The sequence below is a fragment of the Cryobacterium zhongshanensis genome, assembly GCF_022760445.1.
GTDB classification, from domain to species: Bacteria; Actinomycetota; Actinomycetes; order Actinomycetales; family Microbacteriaceae; genus Cryobacterium; species Cryobacterium algoricola.
Genome location: NZ_JALGAR010000010.1, coordinates 1 through 20,206 on the forward strand (window position 1 = coordinate 1; position 20,206 = coordinate 20,206).

A 20,206-nucleotide genomic window follows, 5' to 3' on the forward strand; every position below is an offset into this window, starting at 1 on the left:
CAAGGATCGGACGCACCCGGCTTCAGGCCACACCGTAACCGGCTTAGTGGCTGTCGCTCCGAGGCAACTTGTCTAACCTAACCTCCCCCGCGGTCCCTGTCAAATCGGCCGGAACCCGGTCTCAGACACGAAAAACGCGTCCGAAATAGGATTCTTACCAACCCGATGAAACATGCGGAAGGAAGACTTTCAAGCCTACGCCTGTTGCATCTGAATCAATGATTCAGAGTGTATAAAAGCGTAAAACTTCGGTCCCACGTGAGGCCGGAAAGCACTGCGGCTTTTCCGCACCTTTGGGGTACGTGAAGACATTACGTGCCCCCGCCCACCCCGTCAAAACCCATGCACCCCCGGGCGTGTCACCACCCCCACAACGCCCGCGCCCAGCATCCGCCCACCCCCACCAACACCCCGCCCACACCCCGCGAGAGTACACTTTTGGCCCCTAAAACGGAGTCTTAAGGGCCAAAAGTCCGCTCTCGCGGAACAGTACACCGCGGGTCGGGACCCACGGGGCGGGGACGGGCGGGCGGGGCTACTGGACGAAGATGCCGGCGAGGGTCTTCTTGCCGCGGCGGAGCACGGCGACACCACCGGGGAGCACGGCTCCCTCGATAGTCTGGTCCTCACTGAGGACCTTGACGTTGTTCAGGTACACCCCGCCCTGGTTGATCGCGCGGCGGGCCTCGCTCAGGCTCGTCGTGAGTCCGGTGTCCACGAGCAACTGCATCACCGGCGCGCGCGGGGCGGTCGTCGTGTTGGGGAGTTCACGCAGGGCGGCCTCGAGGGTCGCCTCGTCGAGGTCGGCGAGGTCACCCTGGCCGAAGAGGGCCTGCGCGGCGTGGATGGCAGCATCCGTCGCCGCCCGCCCGTGCACGAGGCTCGTCACCGAGACGGCGAGGGTGCGCTGGGCGAGCCGCTTGAACGGTTCGGTCGCGACCGATTCCTCGAGCCCTTCGATCTCGGCGCGCGTCAGGAACGTGAAGATCTTGAGGCGCAGGATCACATCGGCATCGTCGGTGTTGAGCCAGAACTGGTAGAAGGCGTAAGGGCTCGTCAGGGTGGGGTCGAGCCAGACGGCGTTGCCCTCGCTCTTACCGAACTTGGTGCCGTCGCTGTTCGTGATCAGCGGGGTGCCGATCGCGTGCACACTCGCGCCCTCCGCCTTACGGATCAGGTCTGTGCCGCTCGTGAGGTTGCCCCACTGGTCACTGCCCCCGGTCTGCAGCACGCAGCCGTGCGCGCGGAAGAGTTCGAGGAAGTCGAGGCCCTGGAGCACCTGGTAGCTGAACTCGGTGTAGCTGATGCCGGCGTCGGAGTTGAGCCGGGCGCTCACGGCATCCTTCTTGAGCATCGTGCCGACCCGGAAGTATTTGCCGATGTCGCGCAGGAAGTCGATCGCGCTGAGCGGACCGGTCCAGTCGAGGTTGTTCACGAGGGTGACGGGGTTGTCGCCCTCTGCGCTCAGGAAGCGCGAAACCTGCGCCTGCAGGTAACCGACCCAGGTGCTCACGGTGTCCTTGGTGTTCAGCACTCGTTCCGCGGTGGGCCGTGGGTCGCCGATCAGGCCGGTGGACCCGCCGACGAGGCCGAGCGGCCGGTGGCCGGCGAGCTGCAGGCGGCGCATCAGCAGGAGCTGGACGAGGTTGCCGAGATGCAGGCTCGGCGCGGTCGGGTCGAATCCGCAATAGAAGGTGATCGGCTCCCCCGCGAGCAGTGTGCGCAACTCGGTCTCGTCGGTCGACACCTGCACAAGGCCACGCCAGGAGATCTCCTCCCAGACATTCTCGAAGGTGACGTCGTTGGACTGCTGCTTGAGGATCGCTGGATCTGACACGCAGCCCAGATTACCAGCGCGGCAGTGCCGGGCCGGGAGGACAGGCCTGAACCTTCATCGTAAAGAATTAAGTCTGTACCATGAATAGGAACCTATTTAGTGTGTAGGCTTACTTTATGCGCGCGACTCCGCACGCTGCACCGCAACCGGCCGGGAGGCACGCTCATGTTCGTGATCACCGCAGACCAGATCGACAGCCGCCACGACCGGGACCGGGCCGGCGAGATGATCGCCCGCCTCGCCGCCGACTTCGGCCCCGCCTTCGTGCTGCCCCCCGACCAGACCTCCGGAGACGAGATCCAGGTGCTGCTCACCGACGCGGCGGCCGCGCTCGACGTCGTGTTCGCCCTGCACCGGTCCGGGCACTGGAGCATCGGCCTGGGCATCGGCCCGGTCCGGGAGCCGCTCCCCCACGCCACTCGGCAGGCCTCCGGCGCGGCATTCATCGCCGCGCGGGCCGCCGTGACCCGGGCCAAGAAAGCGGATGCCCGCTTCGCCCTCGACGCGGACGGCTCCGGGACCACGGTAGCCGGGGCATCCGCCGGCCGGTCGAACCCAGGGGCACCTGCGGACTCCGCACCCGAAGTACCGGCACCCGGTTCGTCCGCGGGCGAGCCGATTCTCGCTGGCGCCGAGGTCGAGGCCCTCATCGCGACCGTGCTCCTGCTCCGCCAGCGCCGGTCGCCGGAGGGCTGGGCGGCGGTCGACCTGCTGCGCGACGGCCTGAGCCAGGTCGAGATCGCCGGCCGGCTCGGGATCACGCCCGCGGCGGTGAGCCAGCGGATCAAGTCCTCGCTCTGGAGGGTCGAAGAGGCCGCGCACCCCGCACTGGTTAGGCTCATGGAAGACCTCGAGCAGACTTCGACAGAAACGGACACCGCCGGATCATGATCCAGTCCTTCCAGATCCTCGCCACGCTGTACTGGCTGTTGCTGTTGCTCGTGACCATCGGCTCGCTTGTCTGCGCCGTGATTGCATTCCGGTGGCGGAAACAGAGCTTCGCGATCATCTCGGCGGGCGCCCTCGCCGCGGCCCTCCTGATCGCGGCGGCCCCCGCGCCCGGTGGCAGCGACACCTTCGGCGTCATGCTCGGCCTGATCGCCCTCGCCCTCGCCGTCGTCGGCGGCGGTCCGATGGCCCTGCTCGCGCTCGACTTCGCCACCCATGATTCCGCGCGGCCCGGCCAGCACGGCGGAATCCTCGTCGACGACGGCACGACTCCGGTAGCCCCCGGCGTGACCGGCGCCGTGCACGAGGTGCTCCGCGGCGGCCTGATGATCGGCATCCTCGAACGCCTTGCGGTCGCAGGCGCGATCCTCGCCGGGTTCCCCGAGGCGATCGCGGTCGTCGTCGCCATCAAGGGCGTCGGCCGGTTCACCGAACTCACCGAGGCCGAAACCCGTGAGCGTTTCATCATCGGCACCTTCGCGAGCCTGATCTGGGCGTGCGCGTGCGCCGCCCTCGTCAAGATCGCGACCAGCTAGGCCCCCGCTCCCGTCGCTCGCGCCTCACCCGCACCGGCACGCCCTGCAGATGTCGGGGTCGGCCCGGGCATCCGTGGCTAACTCAGGAGAATCGTCCGGCTCGCGAAAATCAGCCGCACTCGTCCGCGGGCGGGCGACTGCCCGGTGGGCTGATCTCCTGAATTCGACACCGGGAGAACGCGCGACCGGCCGTGTGTGCAGGCAGAATTCCTGAGCCAGTCCCCGCGAGCCGGCATGACCGCCCAGGGCGTGGCTAACTCAGGAGAATCTTCGGGCTCGCGAGCACCGGCCGCACTCGTCCGCGGGCCGACGACCGCCCGGCGGCTAGATTTCCTGAGTTACCCCCCGGGGGCGCGCGTGACCGCCGTTGGCGCAGGCAGAATTCCTGAGCCAGCCCCCGCGAGCCGGCATGACCGCCCAGGGCGTGGCTAACTCAGGAGAATCTTCGGGCTCGCGAGCACCGGCCGCACTGGTTCGCGGGCCGACGACCGCCCGGTGGGAAGATTTCCTGAGTTAGCCCCCTCGGGGCGCGTGACCGCCGCGGGGCGGGCGAGTCAGAGTCGGACCGGGCCGGGGCCGGGCGGCGCGAGGTGCGGATGCCGCCGGTAGGGCGAGACGGTCGGGTCGCCCGGGATCCAGAATCGCCAGGGGAATTCCGCTCCCCCGCCGGGACCGCTGACACCGGTGCGCGGCCCGGTATGTACTGCCGGCACCGGAACGGCGGGCAGGGTCAGGTCGAACGGCGGGACGGCGAGATCGGCACCGTCGTCGTCGAGCCCGATCCCGAGGGCGATCGTGAGTCGAGCCGGTCCCCGCGCCAGGTCGGTGTCGGTCTTCGAGGTCGTGCGGCGCGACCGGGCTTCGGCCAGTCCGTCGACGATTTCGCCGCCGCGGAGCAGGAGCGCTGACGCGGAGCCCTCCGGGGAACAGACGATGTTGGCGCAGACGTGCATTCCATAGCTGAAATACGCGTAGAGGTGCCCGGGCGGGCCGTACATGGTCGCGTTACGCCGGGTGCGACCGCGGAAGGCGTGCGAGCCCGGGTCTGCTCCGTCGCCGAGGTACGCCTCGACCTCGGTGATCCGCAGCGCGACCCCGCCGTGGCGGAGCACAGCACCGAGGAGCAGCGGCGCGAGTTCGACCGACGGCCGCGCGAGCAGGTCCCGGTCGAGGGTCACCGGCGGCGCCCATCACGATGCGGGTCCCGGTCGACGCCCACGGGGATTGCCCGCTAGAGCTTGAGTGCCGACGCGAGCACGCGGACCCGGGCGACGAGCACGGCCCGCTGCTCGGCGACGCGAACCGGGGCGGTGCCGCCCTGGCCGTCGCGACCCTCGACCGACCCGTGGATGCTCAGCACGCTGCGCACCTCCGGGGTGAGATGCGGCGAGATCGCAAGAAGCGCGGAATCCTCCACCTCGTGCAGTTCGAGTTCGTTCTGCTCGGCGTACTTGACGAGCAACCCGGTGATCTCGTGCGCGTCGCGGAACGACACCCGCTGCTTGACAAGCCATTCGGCGACATCCGTGGCCAGGGAGTAACCGGCGGGGGCGAGTTCCGCCATCCGCTCGGTGTGGAAGGTCAGGGTCGCGATCATGCCGGCGAAGGCGGGCAGGAGCACCTCGAGGGTGTCGATCGAGTCGAAGACGGGTTCCTTGTCCTCCTGCAGGTCGCGGTTGTACGCGAGCGGAAGGCCCTTGAGGGTCGTGAGCAGGCCGGTGAGGTTGCCGATCATGCGACCGGACTTGCCCCGGGCGAGTTCGGCGATGTCGGGGTTCTTCTTCTGCGGCATGATCGAGGACCCGGTGGAGTACGAGTCGTCGAGGGTGACGAAACCGAACTCGCGGGTGTTCCAGAGGATGATCTCCTCGGCGAGGCGGGAAATGTCGATGCCGATCTGCGCGGTGATGTACGCGAACTCGGCGACGAGGTCGCGGCTCGCGGTGCCGTCGATCGAGTTCTCGACCACGTGGCCGAAGCCGAGGTCGGTCGCGACGAGCCGGGCGTCGAGGCCGAGGGTGTTCCCGGCGAGGGCGCCGGAACCGTACGGCGAGTAGTCGGCGCGCTTGCCCCAGTCGGTGAAGCGTTCGAGGTCGCGCACGAGCGGCCAGCAGTGCGCGAAGAGGTGGTGCGCCAGTAGGACCGGCTGGGCATGCTGCAGGTGGGTGCGCCCGGGCATGATCGCGGTCTCGTTGGCCTCCGCCTGGGCGGCGAGGGCGTCGATCACCGTGATCAGGTGCGCGGAGATGCTCGCTGCCTTGTCGCGGAGCAGCATCCGGATCAGGGTCGCGACCTGGTCGTTCCGGCTGCGCCCGGCGCGGAGCTTGCCGCCGAGCGGGGCACCGACGATGTCGATCAGGCCGCGTTCGAGGGCGGAGTGCACGTCCTCGTCGCTCTCGGCAGGCTGGAAGCTCCCGTCGGTGATGGCAGCGTCGAGCGTGTCGAGCCCGGCGATCATGGCGGCGAGTTCTTCGGCGCTCAGGTAGCCCGCGGCGGCCAGGGCGCGGGCGTGAGCCCGGGAACCCCGGATGTCGTAGGGCGCGAGCGGCCAGTCGAACTGGGTCGACTTGCTCAACCGGGCGAGCTCGGGGCTCGGTCCCCCAGCGAAGCGACCACCCCAGAGGGCGCCCGCTTCACCGGCGCGGTTGACCGGAGAATCGCCTGTCATGCTCCGGACCCTACTTGCCGGCCAGGTCGCGGCGTGCGGAGATCTTGCTCGGCAGCGACCACAACTCGATGAAGCCCTTGGCCATGGACTGGTCGAAGGTGTCGCCGGTGTCGTAGGTGGCGAGGTTGAAGTCGTAGAGGCTCTGCGGGCTCGTGCGGCCGGTGACGACCGCGCTGCCGGCGTGCAGCTTCAAGCGGATGTCGCCGGTCACGTACTTCTGCGTCTCGTCGATGAACACGTCGAGGGCACGCTTGAGGCCGGAGAACCAGAGCCCGTCGTAGACGAGTTCGGCCCACTTGGCTTCGACGCCGCGCTTGTAGCGGGCGAGGTCGCGCTCGATCGTCATGTTCTCGAGCTCTTCGTGCGCGGCGATGAGGGCGATGCCGGCGGGGGCCTCGTAGACCTCGCGGCTCTTGATGCCGACGAGACGGTCCTCGACCATGTCGATCCGGCCGACGCCCTGGTCTCCGGCGAGCTTGTTCATGATCTCGATGGCCTGCAGCGGGGTGACCGGCTTGCCGTCGATCGCCACGGGCACGCCCTGGTCGAAGCGGATGACGACCTCGGTCGCGTCGCGCGTGACCGTCGGGTCCTGGGTGTACGTGTAGAGGTCTTCGATCGGGGCGTTCCACGGGTCTTCGAGGAAGCCGGTCTCGACCGCGCGGCCGTAGACGTTCTGGTCGATCGAGTACGGGCTCTTCGCGGACTGCTTGATCGGCAGGTTGTGCTCGGCGGCGTAGATGATGGCCTTGTCGCGGGTCAGCGCGAAGTCACGGACCGGGGCGAGGGAGATCAGGTCGGGAGCGAGCGCGGCGACGGCGGCCTCGAACCGGACCTGGTCATTGCCCTTGCCGGTGCAGCCGTGGGCGACGCTGTCGGCGCCGAGCGCCTTCGCGGTCGAGGCGAGGTACTTGGCGATCAGCGGGCGGCTGAGCGCGGAGACGAGCGGGTAGCGCTTCTGGTACAGCGCGTTGGCCTTGAGAGCCGGGACGATGTAGTCGTTGGCGAATTCGTCCTTCGCGTCGACGACGATGGCCTCGACCGCGCCGCAGTCGAGCGCACGCTGGCGGATGGCTTCCATGTCTTCGCCGTCCTGTCCGACGTCGATGGCGAGGGCTACGACCTCCTTGCCGGTCGCATCCTTCAGCCAGCCAATGCCGACCGAGGTATCCAGTCCACCGGAATATGCGAGCACAACACGTTCAGCCATGGTTCTCCCTCTAAATATCTACTAAGTCTCAGTTTACGGGTTGGTGTTGTGGCCGAGCAGCCAGACCAGCAGCGCCTTCTGCGCGTGCAGGCGGTTCTCGGCCTCATCCCAGATGATGCTCTGCGGGCCGTCGATGACATCCGCGGTGACCTCGTAGCCGCGGTCGGCGGGGAGGCAGTGCATGAACAGCGCATCGGGCTTGGCGCGAGCGAGCAGCGCGCTGTCGACGCGGTATGAGCCGAGCGAGGCGACGCGTGCGGCCTTCTCCTCCTCGAAACCCATCGACACCCAGGTGTCCGTGACGACGACGTCGACACCGGTGACCGCTTCCGCGGGGTCGGTGTAGAGCGCGATCGAACCGCCGGTCGTCGCGGCGATCGCCTCGGCATCCGCCAGCACCTGCGGCTGCGGCGTGTAGCCGGCCGGGGAGGCGATGCGGATGTGCATGCCCGCCGTCGCGCCGGCGAGGAGGTACGAGTGCGCCATGTTGCAGGCGCCGTCGCCGAGGAAGGTGAGAGTGAGGCCGGCGAGCTCGCCGCGGTGTTCGCGGATGGTGAGCAGGTCGGCGAGGAGCTGGCACGGGTGGAAGTCGTCGGAGAGCGCGTTGACGACGGGCACGGTGGTGCCGAGGGACATCTCCTCGAGGCCGGCCTGGCCGTAGGTGCGCCAGACGATCGCGGCGACCTGGCGTTCGAGCACGCGGGCGGTGTCGGCGGCCGTCTCCTTGCCGCCGAGCTGGCTGTTGGCAGTGCTGATGATCAGCGGGCTGCCTCCCAGGTCGGCGATGCCGACGGCGAAGGACACCCGGGTGCGGGTGGATGACTTGTCGAAGATCACGGCGACGGTCTGGGGGCCGGCGAGGGGCTTCGCCTGGAACCTGTCGCGCTTGAGCACCAGGGCCAGGTCGAGGATCTCGGCTTGTTCGGCCGGGGAGATGTCGTCGTCGCGCAGGAAATGGCGGGTCACGGGGTCACTTTCGCTGGAATGGGGGATTCTTCAGCCTAGAGGCTGGCCAGGGCGAGCCCGAATCGGCGCCCGAATTCGGCCAGTTCGGTGTCGCCGACGATGAGCGGCGGCGCGAGCCGGAGGGTGGACTCGTTGGCGGCGTTGACGATGAGGCCGGCGTCGAGGGCCGCGTCGGCGAGCTTCAGGGCGACGGGCTCGGCCAGGCCGATGCCGAGGAGCAGGCCGCGGCCGCGGACCTCGAGGATGTGCGGGGAGTCGAATCCGAGGATCAGCTCGCGAAGCTGCTCGCCGCGCCGGGCGGCGTTGGCGACGAGGCCGTCCCGCTCGATGATGCCGAGCACGGTGTTCGCGGTCGTGGTCGCGAGCGGGTTTCCGCCGAAGGTCGAGCCGTGCTGGCCGCGCTGGAAGAGCTCGGAGGCCGCACCGAAGGTGACGAGGGCGCCGATCGGCACGCCGCCGCCGATGCCCTTCGCGATCGAGATCGCATCGGGCAGGATGCCGTCGTGCTGGTACGCGAACCAGTCTCCGGTGCGTCCGGCACCGGTCTGGACCTCGTCGAGGATGAGCAGCACCCCGTGCCGGGTGCAGAGCTCGCGGGCACGTCGCAGGAAACCGTCCGGCAGGTCGATGACACCGGCCTCCCCCTGCACGGGCTCGAGGAAGAGGGCGGCGACGGTGTCGTCGATCGCGGTCTCGAGGGCCTCGAAGGTCGCGTGGATGTGCTCGACGCCGCCGGGAACCGGCAGGAACGGGGCCCGCATCGCGGGCTTGCCGGACAGGGCGAGCGCGCCCATGGTGCGGCCGTGGAAGGACTCGTGCAACGAGAGGATGCGGGTGCGCGGCCGGGCGGGATCGCTCCCGATGTTGAGGCGGGCGAGTTTGAACGCGGCCTCGTTGGCCTCGGCGCCCGAGTTGCAGAAGTATACCCGGCCGGCCGGCCCGGCGCCGGTGATGCGCTTGAGCCGTTCGGCGAGTTCGATCTGGGACGGGGACGCGAAGTAGTTGGAGATGTGCGCGAGGGTACCGACCTGGGCGGAGACGGCGGCGACCATCTCGGGGTGGGCGTGCCCGAGGGAGTTGACGGCGATGCCCGCGAGGAAGTCGAGGTATTCGGTGCCGTTCTCGTCCCAGACGTAGCAGCCGGCGCCGCGGACGAGCATCGCGCGCGGCGGCGCGAAGGTGAGCATCATCGCCGCGGTGTATCGGTCCCGCCAGCCCGCGCTGCGTGCCGCGAGCATGGCCGCGTCGGTCGTGCCCGCGTAGGTTGCCGGTGAGTCGGTGATCGTTTCGCCTGTCATTCTCAAATCCGTTGTGTCGATGTTGTGGTGCGGTGTGGTGCGGGCTTTACTTGGCCCGGGGTACGACTTCGGTGCCGATGCCGCTTCCGGTGAAGACCTCGAGCAGGATCGAGTGCGGCACGCGTCCGTCGATGATGGCCGCCTTGGCGACGCCGCCGTCGACGGCGTCGAGGCAGGCGGTCATCTTGGGGATCATCCCGGATTCGAGGTCTGGCAGCAGGGCGCGGAGTTCCGGAACCTCGATGATCGAGACGAGGGAGTCCCGGTTCGGCCAGTCGCTGTAGAGCCCGGCGACATCGGTGAGGATCACGAGCTTCTCGGCCCCGAGCGCGATGGCCAGTGCCGCGGCGGCGGCGTCGGCGTTGATGTTCAGGGACTGGCCCGGGACATCCGTGTCGGGGGCGATCGAGGAGATCACCGGGATGCGGCCGGCGTCGAGCTGCGCGTGCACGGCCTCGGGGTCGACGCCGATCACGTCGCCGACGAGGCCGAGGTCGACCTCGACGCCGTCGATCACGGTGCCGCGGCGGCGGCCCTGGAAGAGGCCGGCGTCCTCGCCGGACAGGCCGGCCGCGAGCGGGCCGTGCTCGTTGATGTGGCTGACGAGTTCGCGGTTGATCTGGCCGGTGAGCACCATCCGCACGACGTCCATGGCCTCGGGGGTCGTCACGCGGTAGCCGCCGCGGAACTCGCTCTGGATGCCGAGGCGTTCGAGCATGGCCGAGATCTGCGGGCCGCCGCCGTGAACGACGACGGGGCGGAGGCCGGCGTAGCGGAGGTAGACCATGTCCTCGGCGAAGCTGCGCTGCAAGGCCTCGCTGACCATGGCGTTGCCGCCGAACTTGACGACGATGATCTTGTCGTGGAAATGCTTGAGCCAGGGCAGCGACTCGATCAGGGTCTCGGCCTTGACCGCGGCCTCGGCCCGGGTGTTCGTCTCGTTCTCGGTCACGACCGGGTTGCGGTCGTCGGTGGACGGGTCCGCCGGGTCGGTGTCCGCATGCGTGCCTGCGCCCGCGTGCGTTCCCGAACCGGTGTCCGCGAGCGGATGCCGATGCGAGCCCTTGCCGTGCGTGTGCCGGGTCAACTCGAGTACGCGCTGTTCTCTTCGACGTAGGCGTGCGTGAGGTCGTTGGTCCAGATCGTCGCTTCCGCGTCCCCCGCGTGCAGGGTGATCAGCACCGTGACGGACCGGGGGGTGAGGTCGACGAGTTCGCGGGGCTGGTCCGGCTCCCCCGCCGTGCACACCTGAACCCCGTTGATCGTGACGTCGATGTTGTACGGGTCGAAGGCGGCATCCGTCGTGCCGACGGCGGCGAGCACGCGGCCCCAGTTCGGGTCGTTGCCGAAGATGGCGGTTTTGAACAGGTTGCTGCGGGACACCGCGCGCGCGACGGTGACGGCGTCGGCCTCGGTCTCGGCAGCGCGCACCGTGATGGCGACGTCGTGGGCGCTGCCCTCGGCGTCGGCCTGGAGCTGCAGGGTGAGGTCCTGGCAGATCGCGGTGAGTGCCGCGGCGAATTCGGCTTCGTCCGGTGCGATGCCGCTCGCGCCGGAGCCGAGCAGGCTGACCGTGTCGTTGGTCGACATACAGCCGTCGGAGTCGAGGCGGTCGAAGGTGATCCGGGTGGCCGTCCGGAGTGCGGTGTCGAGCTGCGCGGAGTCGAGGACGGCATCGGTCGTGATCACGACCAGCATCGTCGCAAGTCCCGGTGCGAGCATGCCGGCGCCCTTGGCCATGCCGCCGATCGACCAGCCGGCCGGCGCGGTCACGGCGGACTGCTTCGGGGTGGTGTCGGTCGTCATGATGGCCCGGGCCGCGGAGAGGCCGGCCTCTGCGGAGGTGGAATCGTCCTTCTGCAGGGCGAGGGTGGCGTCCCAGATGCCGGCGGTGATCTTGTCCAGGTCGAGCTGTTCGCCGATCAGGCCGGTGGAGCAGACGATGACCTCGCCGGCCGAGACGCCGAGGCGGTCACCGACGGCCTCCGCGGTCGCGTGGGTGGTCTGGAAGCCGATGCTGCCGGTGTAGCAGTTCGCGCCTCCGGAGTTGAGCACGATCGCGCGGACACTGCCGCCGCGCATGACCTGCTGGCTCCAGATCACCGGGTTCGCCTTGCAGCGATTGCTCGTGAACACCGTTGCGGCGCTCGAGAGCGGGCCGAGGTTCTGCACCACGGCGAGGTCGAGTCCGCCGGAGTGCTTGAGGCCGGCGGTGACGCCGGCTGCCGAGAATCCGGCGGGGGTTGTGACGCTCACGGCGCGACTCCATTCATGCTGAGGCCCAGGGTCTCGGGCAGCCCGAGGGCCAGGTTTGCGGATTGGATCGCGGCACCGGCGGTGCCCTTGGCGAGGTTGTCGACGGCGGTCACCGTGACGACGCGGCCGGCGGCCTCGTCGACGGCGAGGCCGATGAGTGCCGTGTTGGCGCCGAGCACGTCGCTCGTGCGGGGGAAGTGCCCGGCCGGGAGCAGGTGCACGAACGGTTCGTCGGTGTATGCGCTCTCCCAGGCCGCGCGCACGGCGGCCGCGGAGGTGCCGGGCACGAGGCGCGCCGTCGCCGTCGCGAGGATGCCGCGGGACATCGGCACGATCACGGGTGTGAAGGAGATGGTCGGGTTCACGGCCCCCGCCCAGCGCAGGCTCTGCTGGATTTCGGGGATGTGCCGGTGGGTGCCGCCGACCGCGTACGGGTTGGCGGAGCCGAGCACCTCCGCGGCGAGGTTCGGGACCTTGAGGCTCTTGCCCGCACCCGAGGGTCCGACGGCGAGTACGGCGACGAGGTCGGCGGCCTCGATCACGCCGGCGTGGATACCGGGCGCGAGGGCCAGGGCGACCGTGCTGGCGTTGCAGCCGGGCGCGGCGATCCGGCGGGCGCCGATCAGGCGGGAGCGCTGCTTGCCGCCGCCGGGGATCGGCAGTTCGGGAACGCCGTAGGCCCAGGAGCCGAAGTAGTCGCCGCCGTAGAACGCGGCCCAGTCGCCGGCGTCTTCGAGCCGGTGGTCCGCGCCGCAGTCGATCACGAGCGTGTCGGGCGACAGCTCAGCGCTCAGGGCACCGGATGCGCCGTGCGGCAGGGCGAGGAAGACGACGTCGTGCCCGGCGAGGTTCGCGGCACTCGTGTCCACGAGAGTGAGGTGCGCGAGGCTGCGGAGGTGCGGTTGCACGTCGATCAGTCGCTGGCCCGCATTGCTGTGCGCGGTCACCGTGCGCACCTCGAATTCGGGGTGTCCGGCGAGCATTCGCAGCAATTCTCCGCCCGCGTAGCCGCTCGCGCCTGCAATTGCTACCGAAAAAGCCATGTGACAAACCTATCGCGCCACCCCGCGCCCCCGGGAATCCGGGCAGAATCGGGCCGGTTCCCGCCGGCATCCGCCCCCGGGCACCGAGACGCGCGCCAGCCGCGCACGCAAGAAAGTTGCGCGGCACCTCTGCCGCTTCGCGCCACCTCCGCCCGATCGCGCGCCAGTTTCGCCGTTACGCGCCACCTCTCCCCAATCGCGCGCCAGTTTCGCCGTTTCGCGCCAGGCATGCTTGGCGCGAAACGGCGCACGTGGCGCGCGCTGGGATCGGAGGGTCGCGGAGGGTCGAGCGGGATTGGGGCGGGGGTGGGTCGGGCTACTCGCGGAGGGTCGCGTCGAAGCGCGCGGCTGCGACGGCGACGCCGGCGAGCTTCGCGTCGCTCGCCTCCGCAGCGGTCAGGGTGCGGTCGGCGGCCCGGAATCGCAGCGCGAACGTCAGCGACTTGAGGCCGGGCTCGATGCCGGTGCCGCGGTAGTCGTCGACGAGTTCGATGTGGTCGAGCAGCGCACCGGCGCCTTCGGACACGGCGGCGAGCACCTCGGCGGCGGGCACCGCCGCGGAGACGACGAGCGACAGGTCCTGCGTCGCGGCGGGCATCGTCTTGATCGGCGCGGCGTGCAGGTCGGCGCCGGCCTGGGCGAAGACGTCGGAGAGGGTGATCTCGGCGACTCCGACCACGGCGGGCAGGTCGAACTCCGCGGCGACGGCGGGCAGCAGTTCGCCCGCGAAGCCGACACTCAGGTCCCCGGCGGGGGTGGCGACGAACAGTTCGGCGGTGCGGCCGGGGTGCATCGCCGGGTGCGCGCCCTGGCGCACGACGATCGGCACGCCGGTCGCGAGCGCGACCTGCTGCACGGCGGTCAGGGCGTCCTGCCAGCCGGCGGCGACGGGCGCCCGGCCCGGCTGGTGCCGCACGGTGTTCCCGGTCAGCACGACCGCGACCGAGAACGGCTGCGGCGGGATGCCCGCGTTGAGCTCGGCCTCGAGGGCTGTGCTCGGGCGCACGGCCCCGGCCGGCACGACGAGGCTGCCGTAGCGGATGCCCGCCACCGGTCGGAAGACGAGTCCCTGTTCGAAGACGGCGAGGTCGGTGATCCCGCGAGAACGGTTGCGGTGCGCGATCCGCAGCAGTCCCGGGATGATCGAGGTGCGCAGGAACGGCGCCTCGCCGTCGAGCGGGTTGGCGACGCGGATCTGGGGCACCTCGGCGACGGCGGGGACGCCGGCGGCGGCACCGGCGGCATCCGCCGACACGGCAGCGGTCGGCGCGAACAGGCGGTTGTCGGCCTCGGAGACGAACGGGTAGGCGAGCACCTCGGTGTGGCCGGTGGCGGCGAGGGTCTGCGCGACCGTGCGGCGCAGGCGCTGCACGAGAGTCAGGCCGCGGCCGGGCGGGGCGACCGGGAGCACGGAGGGGATGCTGTCGTAGCCGACGATCCGGGCGACCTCCTCGGCGAGGGTCCACTTGTCGGTGAGGTCGGGGCGCCAGGTCGGCGGGGTGACCGAGAGCCCGGTCGGGGTCTCGACGAGCTCTCCGCCGATCTCGGCGAGGGCGGAGCGCTCCTCCTCGACGGAGTAGGTGCGTCCGATGAGCCCGGAGATGAAGTCACGCGGGAGCTCGATCGCGACGGGCGGCACCGAGGAGTCGATCGCGGAGCCGAGGGAGTCGGCGGTCCCGCCGGCGAGGTCGACCAGCAACTGCACGACGCGGGCTGCCGCGATCGCGGCGACCTGCGGGTCCACCCCGCGTTCGAAGCGACGCGAGGCCTCGCTCGGGAGCTTGTGGCGGCGGGCGCTGCGGGCGATCGACACCGGGTCGAAGTTCGCGGCCTCGATGAGCACGTTCGTGGTGGTGGCGCCGATCTCGGTGCTGCGGCCGCCCATGACCCCGGCGAGGCCTATGGCACCGGACTCGTCGGTGATCAGGAGGTCTTCCGGGCTGAGGGCGCGCACGACGCCGTCGAGGGTCGTGAGCTTCTCCCCCGGTTCCGCCCGGCGCACCAGGATGCCGCCGGTCAGCGTGTCGAGGTCGTAGCCGTGCAGCGGCTGGCCGAGTTCGAGCATGACGTAGTTGGTCACGTCGACGATGAGGGAGATGGACCGCATGCCGGCGAGGGCGAGCCGGGTGATCATCCAGGCCGGGGTGGGGCGTGAGGGGTCGACGCCGCGCACGGCCCGGGTCACGAAGACGCTCGCGCCCACGCGTCCGCGGATGGGCGCCGCGTCGGCGAGCGTGACGGGGAACTCGACCGTCGAGGCGGCGAGCACGGTCGCGAGGGCCGGGTCGCGGAAGACCGCGCCGGTCGCGTGCGAGTATTCGCGGGCGATGCCGCGGATCGAGAACGCGTAGCCGCGGTCGGGGGTCACGTTGACCTCGACGGCGGTGTCGTCGAGGCCGAGCAGGGCGATCGCGTCCGTGCCGACCGGGGCGTCGTCGAGGCCGAGGTTCTTCAGCAGCAGGATGCCGTCGTGCTCGTCGCCGAGGCCGAGCTCACGGGCGGAGGCGATCATGCCGTCGGAGACATGGCCGTAGGTCTTCCGCGGCGCGATCGGGAACGGGCCGGGGAGCACCGCGCCGGGCAGGGTCACGACGACCTTGTCGCCGACGACGAAGTTGTGGGCGCCGCAGACGATGCCGTGCACGGCGGGGCCGCCGTCCGCCGCGGTCTCGTCGCCGGGGGCGACGCGCACCTGGCACCAGTTGATGATCTTGCCGTTGGTCTGCGGTTCGCCGACGAACTCGAGCACCTCGCCAACCACGATCGGGCCGGTCAGCTCGAAGCGGTGGATCTCTTCTTCTTCGAGGCCGACGCTCACGAGGGCGGCGTGCACGGCTTCGGGGGTCGTGCCGGGTTCGAGGTCGACGAATTCGCCGAGCCAGCTCAGGGGAACGCGCATCAGACGGTCATCCCGTACTGCTGGCTGAACCGTGCATCGCCTTCGACCATGTCGTGCATATCCTTCACATCATTGCGGAACATCAGTGCTCGTTCGACGCCGACGCCGAACGCGAAGCCCGAGTAGACCTCGGGGTCGATCCCCGCCGAGCGGAGCACGTTGGCGTTGACCATGCCGCAGCCGCCCCACTCGATCCAGCGCGCGCCGCCCTTGAAGGTCGGGTGCCAGACGTCGAGCTCGGCGCTCGGCTCGGTGAACGGGAAGTAGTTCGGCCGCAGCCGCACCTTCGCCTCCGGGCCGAAGAGGGCCTGGACGAAGTGGTCGAGGGTGCCGCGGAGGTGCGCCATCGTGAGGCCCTTGTCGACGGCGATGCCCTCGATCTGGTGGAATACGGGCGTGTGGGTGGCGTCGAGTTCGTCGGTGCGGTACACCCGGCCGGGCGCGACAACATAGACCGGTAGTTCGCGGGAGAGCAGGGCGCGCATCTGCACGGGCGAGGTGTGGGTGCGCAGCACGAGGTGCGCCTCGGGCGGGTCGATGAAGAAGGTGTCCTGCATCGCGCGCGCCGGGTGGTCCTCGTCGAAGTTGAGCGCGTCGAAGTTGAACCACTCGCTTTCGAGCTCGGGGCCTTCCGCGACTTCCCAGCCCATCGCGACGAAGACGTCGGCGACGCGTTCCTGCAGCAGGGCCAGCGGATGCCGCGCCCCGGCGTGCCAGGTCGACGCCGCGGCGGTGACGTCCACGGTTTCGGCGGCGAGCTTCGCGGCGGCCTCTGCCGCGCCGATCTCGGCCTCGCGGGCGGCGAGGGCCTGGGTGACCCGGCCCCTGGCCTGGCCGACGAGCTTGCCGGCCGCGGCCTTCTGCTCCTTCGACACCGAACGCATCAGGGCGTTCAGGCGGGAGAGCGGGGACGCCTCACCGGCGTGCTCACGACTCGCCGCCTTGAGGGCGGCCGAGTCGGCGGCGGTGGAAATGGCGGCGAGGGCGGCGGTGACCGCCGCGGTCACGGCCGCTTCGGTGATCTCGGCCGGTGCGGGGTTTTCGGTGGATTCAGACACAGGTCCCAAGTTTAGTGCGTGGGCTCCGGCGTTCCCGGCGTCCGGCACCGCTCAGCGGCATCAGGCATCGCCCGCTCGGTCGCTCGGTCGGACAGCCTTCGGTCAGTTCTCGCTCGCCGACAGCTCGGACTGTGCCGCACTCATCGGCCGCGCCCCACTGCGACTGCGACGACTGCGAATCTCGACCCACTTCGCGACGCCCGAGAGGGCGAGGCAGAGCAGCACGTAAATGGTGCCGAACACTATGGTGGCGGGAATGATCGGCGACCCGTAGGTGAACTGCGCCCCATAGAACTTCGCCAGGTACAACAGTTCGTGGTACGTGACGATGAAGCCCAGCGCGGTGTCTTTGAGCACGACAACCAGCTGGGAGATGATCACCGGCATCATTGCCCGGATCGCCTGAGGAAAGAGGATCAACGACATGACCGCGCTCTTGCGCAGCCCGATCGCGTACGCGGCCTCTTTCTGGCCGGTCGGCAGGGATTCGATTCCCGCCCGGAACACCTCAGCGAGAACGGACCCGTTGTAGAGGGTCAGTCCGGTCACGACCGCCACGAACGGGGTGACGAAAGTCACTCCGAGCGGCGGCAGGCCGTAGTACATGATCATCATCAAAATGAGCACGGGCACCGCGCGGAACAGTTCGATGAAGCCCGTACACGGCACGCGCACCCACGCGTGGTCCGAAAGCCGGCCGATCGAGAGCACCAGCCCCAGCGCGAGGCTGGCCACCGCGGCCACCGCGAATGCGCTCAGGGTGGCAAGAATCGCCAGGCCGATGTTCTGCTGCACGAGCGGGAAGGTGAAGACCCTCCATTTCTCGGCCGAGAACTGCCCGGTGTCGGCCAGCCGGTAGACGACAAAGGTGATCCCGGCCGCGACCACGGCGATCGTGATCGCGCCGAGGATGCGGTTGCGGAGGATCGCGCGGGGGCCTGGGACGTCGTAGAGCACATTCGTCATCGGAGGACCTTCCATCGGCGCTCGAGGTATCGCTGCAGCGCGGAGAGGACCCCCACCAGGATCACGAAGAAGAGTGCCACCCAGAGGAGTACGACGATGGCGGGTTCGCCCCGTTCGGAGAGATTGGCCCGGATTGCGCCGGCTTCCGCGACGGAGAACCCGGCGGCGACGGTGGTGTTCTTCAGCAGGGCGATGAAGACGCTCATCATCGGCGGGATCACGGCCCGGAAGGCCTGCGGCATGATCACGAGGGTCATCGTCTGGGAGAACGGTAGGCCGATCGCCCGCGCCGCCTCGGCCTGGCCGGTCGGCACCGTGTTGAACCCGGAGCGAAGCACCTCGGCAACGTACGTAGCGCTGTAAATGCTCAATGCGATGATGGCGAGAGTTGTGTACGGCAGCTGGACGAGGTGAAGCTTCGGGTAGCCGAACGCGAAGAAGAACATCAGCAGAGTCAGCGGCGTGTTGCGGACGAGGTTGACGTACAGCGTTCCGAACGCCCGCATGACCGGCACCGGCGACACCCGCATGGCGCCGACGACGATGCCGATGCCGAGGGCGAACACCGCCGAGACCGCGAACAGGAGGAGGGTGTTCTGGAATCCGAGCGCGAAGAGGTCGAGATTGTTGAACAGAGTGTCCATGATCTGGTCTTCCCTTCTCCTGCGATTACGAGTGGTGGTCGCCCGGGGCGACCCCGGGCAGCCTGCCGGCGCCGCCCGGACCGGGCGGAGCCGGCGAGCCGGTGGTTAGTAGGCTTCGACCGTGGGCTGCTCGACCTTGGTGCCCGACTTGCCGAGCGTGTCGTCGTAGATCGCGGTCCAGGTGTCTCCACCCGTGGTGAACATGTCGTTGGTGAACGCCCGCAGCGCGGCGTCGCCCTTCGGCATGCCCACGCCGTACTTCTCGACCGTGAAGGGCTCGCCCACGACCTTGAGGCTCTCGGGATCCTGCGCGGCGTAGCCGATCAGGATCGCGGCATCCGTCGTGACGGCGTCGACCGAACCGTCCTTGAGTGCTTCGACACACTGCGAGTAGGTGTCGAATTCGGTGGTCTTCGTGTCGGGGTAGTTCGCCTTGATGTTCTGGATCGGCGTTGAGCCGGTCGCCGAACATACCCGCGTTCCCGCGAGGTCCTTCTCGCTCGTGATCGTCGTGTTGTCAGCGGCGACCAGGAGGCCCTGCCCGGTGACGAAGTACGGGCCGGCGAAGTCGACCTGAGCCTTTCGCTTGTCGTTGATCGAGTAGGTTCCCACGTAGAAGTCGATGTCGCCGTTGACGATCGCGGACTCGCGGTTGGCGCTCGGGATTGCTTCGAACGTGATCTTGTCCTCGGAGAATCCGAGGGACGCGGCGATCCACGTCGCGATTTCGATGTCGAAACCGCTGCGTTCGCCGGTGGCGGCGTCCAGATAGCCGAGGCCGGGCTGGTCCTCCTTCACGCCAACCTTCACCGTGCCGCGCTTCGTCATGGCGTCGAAGGTGGGGCTGCCGGTGAGGGCCACGTCGGTCGCCACCGTGAACGGGGACGTGCCTGCGGAATCGGAGGCGCCGTCGCCTGCCGGGTTGGGCCCGGAACAGCCGGTGAGCGCGAGGGCGGATGCTGCGATCACGGCGAGGAGAGTCATTCTCTTACGCATGTGAGTTCCTTTCGTGGTGCGGGGCGTTTCAGCGCCGCAGAAGTTGTCGTTCAGGTCAATGCGTGATGAGTTTGGACAGGAAGTCCTTCGCCCGATCGGTCTGGGGGTCGGTGAAGAAGCGCTCCGGGGTGGTCTCTTCGAGGATTTCGCCGTCGGCCATGAAGATCACCCGGTTGGCGGCCTTGCGGGCGAAGCCCATCTCGTGGGTGACGACGATCATGGTCATTCCGTCATTGGCCAGGTCGATCATGACCTCGAGAACCTCGTTGATCATCTCCGGGTCGAGCGCGCTCGTCGGCTCGTCGAGGAGGATCACCTTGGGCTCCATGGCGAGGGCCCGGGCGATCGCGACGCGCTGCTGCTGGCCGCCGGACAGCTGGGCGGGCATTTTGTGAGCCTGGTCAGCGACGCCGACCCGTTCGAGGAGGGCCATCGCCCGGGTCTCGGCGTCGGCCTTGGAACGCCCGCGCACCTTGATCGGCCCGAGGGTGACGTTCTGCAACACGGTCATGTGGGCGAACAGGTTGAACGACTGGAAGACCATGCCGACGTCGGCGCGCAACCTGGCCAGGGCCTTGCCCTCTTCGGGAAGCGCCTGCCCGTCGATCGTGATCACGCCGGAGTCGATCGTCTCGAGGCGGTTGATCGCCCGGCAGAGCGTGGACTTGCCCGACCCGCTCGGGCCGATGACGACGACGACCTCGCCGCGGGTGACGACGGCGTTGATGTTCTTGAGGACGTGCAGCTCGCCGAAGTGCTTGTTGACATCGGTCACGACGACGAGTGGCTCACCCCGACGCACCGTGATGTTCGACGTAGCCGGCGTGGGATCTGTTGGCTCCATCACCCCAACTTAGGTCACAAAATGCGATATTCTCGCC

General features: G+C 69.1%; 17 protein-coding genes. 2 read left to right on the forward strand and 15 right to left on the reverse strand.

What is annotated here, in order from left to right; all coding sequences use genetic code 11:
- Positions 1 to 535 precede the first annotated feature (535 nt).
- Positions 536 to 1,837, reverse strand: coding sequence for a tyrosine--tRNA ligase (gene tyrS, locus MQH31_RS19965; protein WP_243013519.1), 1,302 nt, complete (start codon positions 1,835 to 1,837; stop codon positions 536 to 538).
- Between the two features lie 165 nt (positions 1,838 to 2,002).
- On the opposite strand from tyrS, the gene MQH31_RS19970 reads away from it, so the two are divergent.
- Positions 2,003 to 2,728 (forward strand): DNA-binding protein, encoded by a 726-nt coding sequence (locus tag MQH31_RS19970; protein ID WP_243013520.1) that lies wholly within the window; start codon positions 2,003 to 2,005, stop codon positions 2,726 to 2,728.
- Positions 2,725 to 3,321 (forward strand): hypothetical protein, encoded by a 597-nt coding sequence (locus tag MQH31_RS19975; protein ID WP_243013521.1) that lies wholly within the window; start codon positions 2,725 to 2,727, stop codon positions 3,319 to 3,321. The genes MQH31_RS19970 and MQH31_RS19975 overlap by 4 nt, the downstream gene beginning before the upstream one ends.
- A gap of 554 nt (positions 3,322 to 3,875) precedes the next feature.
- Here MQH31_RS19975 and MQH31_RS19980 read toward each other — a convergent pair.
- The 14 genes from MQH31_RS19980 to MQH31_RS20045 form a co-directional block, all read right to left on the reverse strand.
- Positions 3,876 to 4,499 (reverse strand): DNA-3-methyladenine glycosylase, encoded by a 624-nt coding sequence (locus MQH31_RS19980; RefSeq protein ID WP_243013522.1) that lies wholly within the window; start codon positions 4,497 to 4,499, stop codon positions 3,876 to 3,878.
- A 53-nt stretch (positions 4,500 to 4,552) separates the two neighbouring features.
- Complete coding sequence (gene argH / locus MQH31_RS19985; protein WP_243013523.1) at positions 4,553 to 5,989, reverse strand: argininosuccinate lyase; 1,437 nt, start codon at positions 5,987 to 5,989, stop codon at positions 4,553 to 4,555.
- 10 nt (positions 5,990 to 5,999) lie between these two features.
- The gene (locus MQH31_RS19990) at positions 6,000 to 7,199 is read right to left on the reverse strand and encodes an argininosuccinate synthase (protein ID WP_134531704.1); all 1,200 of its coding nucleotides are present in this window, start codon (positions 7,197 to 7,199) and stop codon (positions 6,000 to 6,002) included.
- A 33-nt stretch (positions 7,200 to 7,232) separates the two neighbouring features.
- Positions 7,233 to 8,165 (reverse strand): ornithine carbamoyltransferase, encoded by a 933-nt coding sequence (gene argF, locus MQH31_RS19995; RefSeq protein ID WP_134531705.1) that lies wholly within the window; start codon positions 8,163 to 8,165, stop codon positions 7,233 to 7,235.
- A 35-nt stretch (positions 8,166 to 8,200) separates the two neighbouring features.
- The gene (locus MQH31_RS20000) at positions 8,201 to 9,403 is read right to left on the reverse strand and encodes an acetylornithine transaminase (protein ID WP_279239344.1); all 1,203 of its coding nucleotides are present in this window, start codon (positions 9,401 to 9,403) and stop codon (positions 8,201 to 8,203) included.
- A 106-nt stretch (positions 9,404 to 9,509) separates the two neighbouring features.
- Positions 9,510 to 10,415 (reverse strand): acetylglutamate kinase, encoded by a 906-nt coding sequence (gene argB / locus MQH31_RS20005; protein ID WP_243013562.1) that lies wholly within the window; start codon positions 10,413 to 10,415, stop codon positions 9,510 to 9,512.
- 131 nt (positions 10,416 to 10,546) lie between these two features.
- Positions 10,547 to 11,719, reverse strand: coding sequence for a bifunctional glutamate N-acetyltransferase/amino-acid acetyltransferase ArgJ (argJ, locus tag MQH31_RS20010; RefSeq protein WP_243013524.1), 1,173 nt, complete (start codon positions 11,717 to 11,719; stop codon positions 10,547 to 10,549).
- A complete protein-coding gene (argC, locus tag MQH31_RS20015; protein ID WP_243013525.1) occupies positions 11,716 to 12,762 on the reverse strand; it encodes an N-acetyl-gamma-glutamyl-phosphate reductase in 1,047 nt (348 codons plus the stop codon). Before argC ends, argJ begins: the two co-directional genes overlap by 4 nt.
- Before the next feature lie 316 nt (positions 12,763 to 13,078).
- Positions 13,079 to 15,661 (reverse strand): phenylalanine--tRNA ligase subunit beta, encoded by a 2,583-nt coding sequence (gene pheT / locus MQH31_RS20020; protein ID WP_243013526.1) that lies wholly within the window; start codon positions 15,659 to 15,661, stop codon positions 13,079 to 13,081.
- The gene (gene pheS, locus MQH31_RS20025; protein WP_134531710.1) at positions 15,661 to 16,719 is read right to left on the reverse strand and encodes a phenylalanine--tRNA ligase subunit alpha; all 1,059 of its coding nucleotides are present in this window, start codon (positions 16,717 to 16,719) and stop codon (positions 15,661 to 15,663) included. Before pheS ends, pheT begins: the two co-directional genes overlap by 1 nt.
- Before the next feature lie 102 nt (positions 16,720 to 16,821).
- Complete coding sequence (locus tag MQH31_RS20030) at positions 16,822 to 17,685, reverse strand: amino acid ABC transporter permease (RefSeq protein WP_243013527.1); 864 nt, start codon at positions 17,683 to 17,685, stop codon at positions 16,822 to 16,824.
- The gene (locus MQH31_RS20035; protein ID WP_243013528.1) at positions 17,682 to 18,329 is read right to left on the reverse strand and encodes an amino acid ABC transporter permease; all 648 of its coding nucleotides are present in this window, start codon (positions 18,327 to 18,329) and stop codon (positions 17,682 to 17,684) included. Before MQH31_RS20035 ends, MQH31_RS20030 begins: the two co-directional genes overlap by 4 nt.
- Positions 18,330 to 18,434: 105 nt before the next feature.
- Entirely contained in the window at positions 18,435 to 19,325 is an 891-nt protein-coding gene (locus tag MQH31_RS20040; RefSeq protein WP_243013529.1) for a glutamate ABC transporter substrate-binding protein, read from the reverse strand.
- 55 nt (positions 19,326 to 19,380) lie between these two features.
- Entirely contained in the window at positions 19,381 to 20,169 is a 789-nt protein-coding gene (locus MQH31_RS20045; RefSeq protein ID WP_243013530.1) for an amino acid ABC transporter ATP-binding protein, read from the reverse strand.
- Positions 20,170 to 20,206 lie beyond the last annotated feature (37 nt).

What these genes read in the sequence shown, in the direction of transcription:
- MQH31_RS19970 (WP_243013520.1), top strand. Translation starts at nt 2,003, where the DNA reads ATGTTCGTGATCACCGCAGACCAGATCGACAGCCGCCACGACCGGGAC.
- MQH31_RS19975 (WP_243013521.1), top strand. Translation starts at nt 2,725, where the DNA reads ATGATCCAGTCCTTCCAGATCCTCGCCACGCTGTACTGGCTGTTGCTG.
- argH (WP_243013523.1), bottom strand. Translation starts at nt 5,989, where the DNA reads ATGACAGGCGATTCTCCGGTCAACCGCGCCGGTGAAGCGGGCGCCCTC.
- MQH31_RS19990 (WP_134531704.1), bottom strand. Translation starts at nt 7,199, where the DNA reads ATGGCTGAACGTGTTGTGCTCGCATATTCCGGTGGACTGGATACCTCG.
- MQH31_RS20000 (WP_279239344.1), bottom strand. Translation starts at nt 9,403, where the DNA reads ATGCTCGCGGCACGCAGCGCGGGCTGGCGGGACCGATACACCGCGGCG.
- argC (WP_243013525.1), bottom strand. Translation starts at nt 12,762, where the DNA reads ATGGCTTTTTCGGTAGCAATTGCAGGCGCGAGCGGCTACGCGGGCGGA.
- pheT (WP_243013526.1), bottom strand. Translation starts at nt 15,661, where the DNA reads ATGCGCGTTCCCCTGAGCTGGCTCGGCGAATTCGTCGACCTCGAACCC.
- MQH31_RS20030 (WP_243013527.1), bottom strand. Translation starts at nt 17,685, where the DNA reads ATGACGAATGTGCTCTACGACGTCCCAGGCCCCCGCGCGATCCTCCGC.
- MQH31_RS20035 (WP_243013528.1), bottom strand. Translation starts at nt 18,329, where the DNA reads ATGGACACTCTGTTCAACAATCTCGACCTCTTCGCGCTCGGATTCCAG.
- MQH31_RS20040 (WP_243013529.1), bottom strand. Translation starts at nt 19,325, where the DNA reads ATGCGTAAGAGAATGACTCTCCTCGCCGTGATCGCAGCATCCGCCCTC.
- MQH31_RS20045 (WP_243013530.1), bottom strand. Translation starts at nt 20,169, where the DNA reads ATGGAGCCAACAGATCCCACGCCGGCTACGTCGAACATCACGGTGCGT.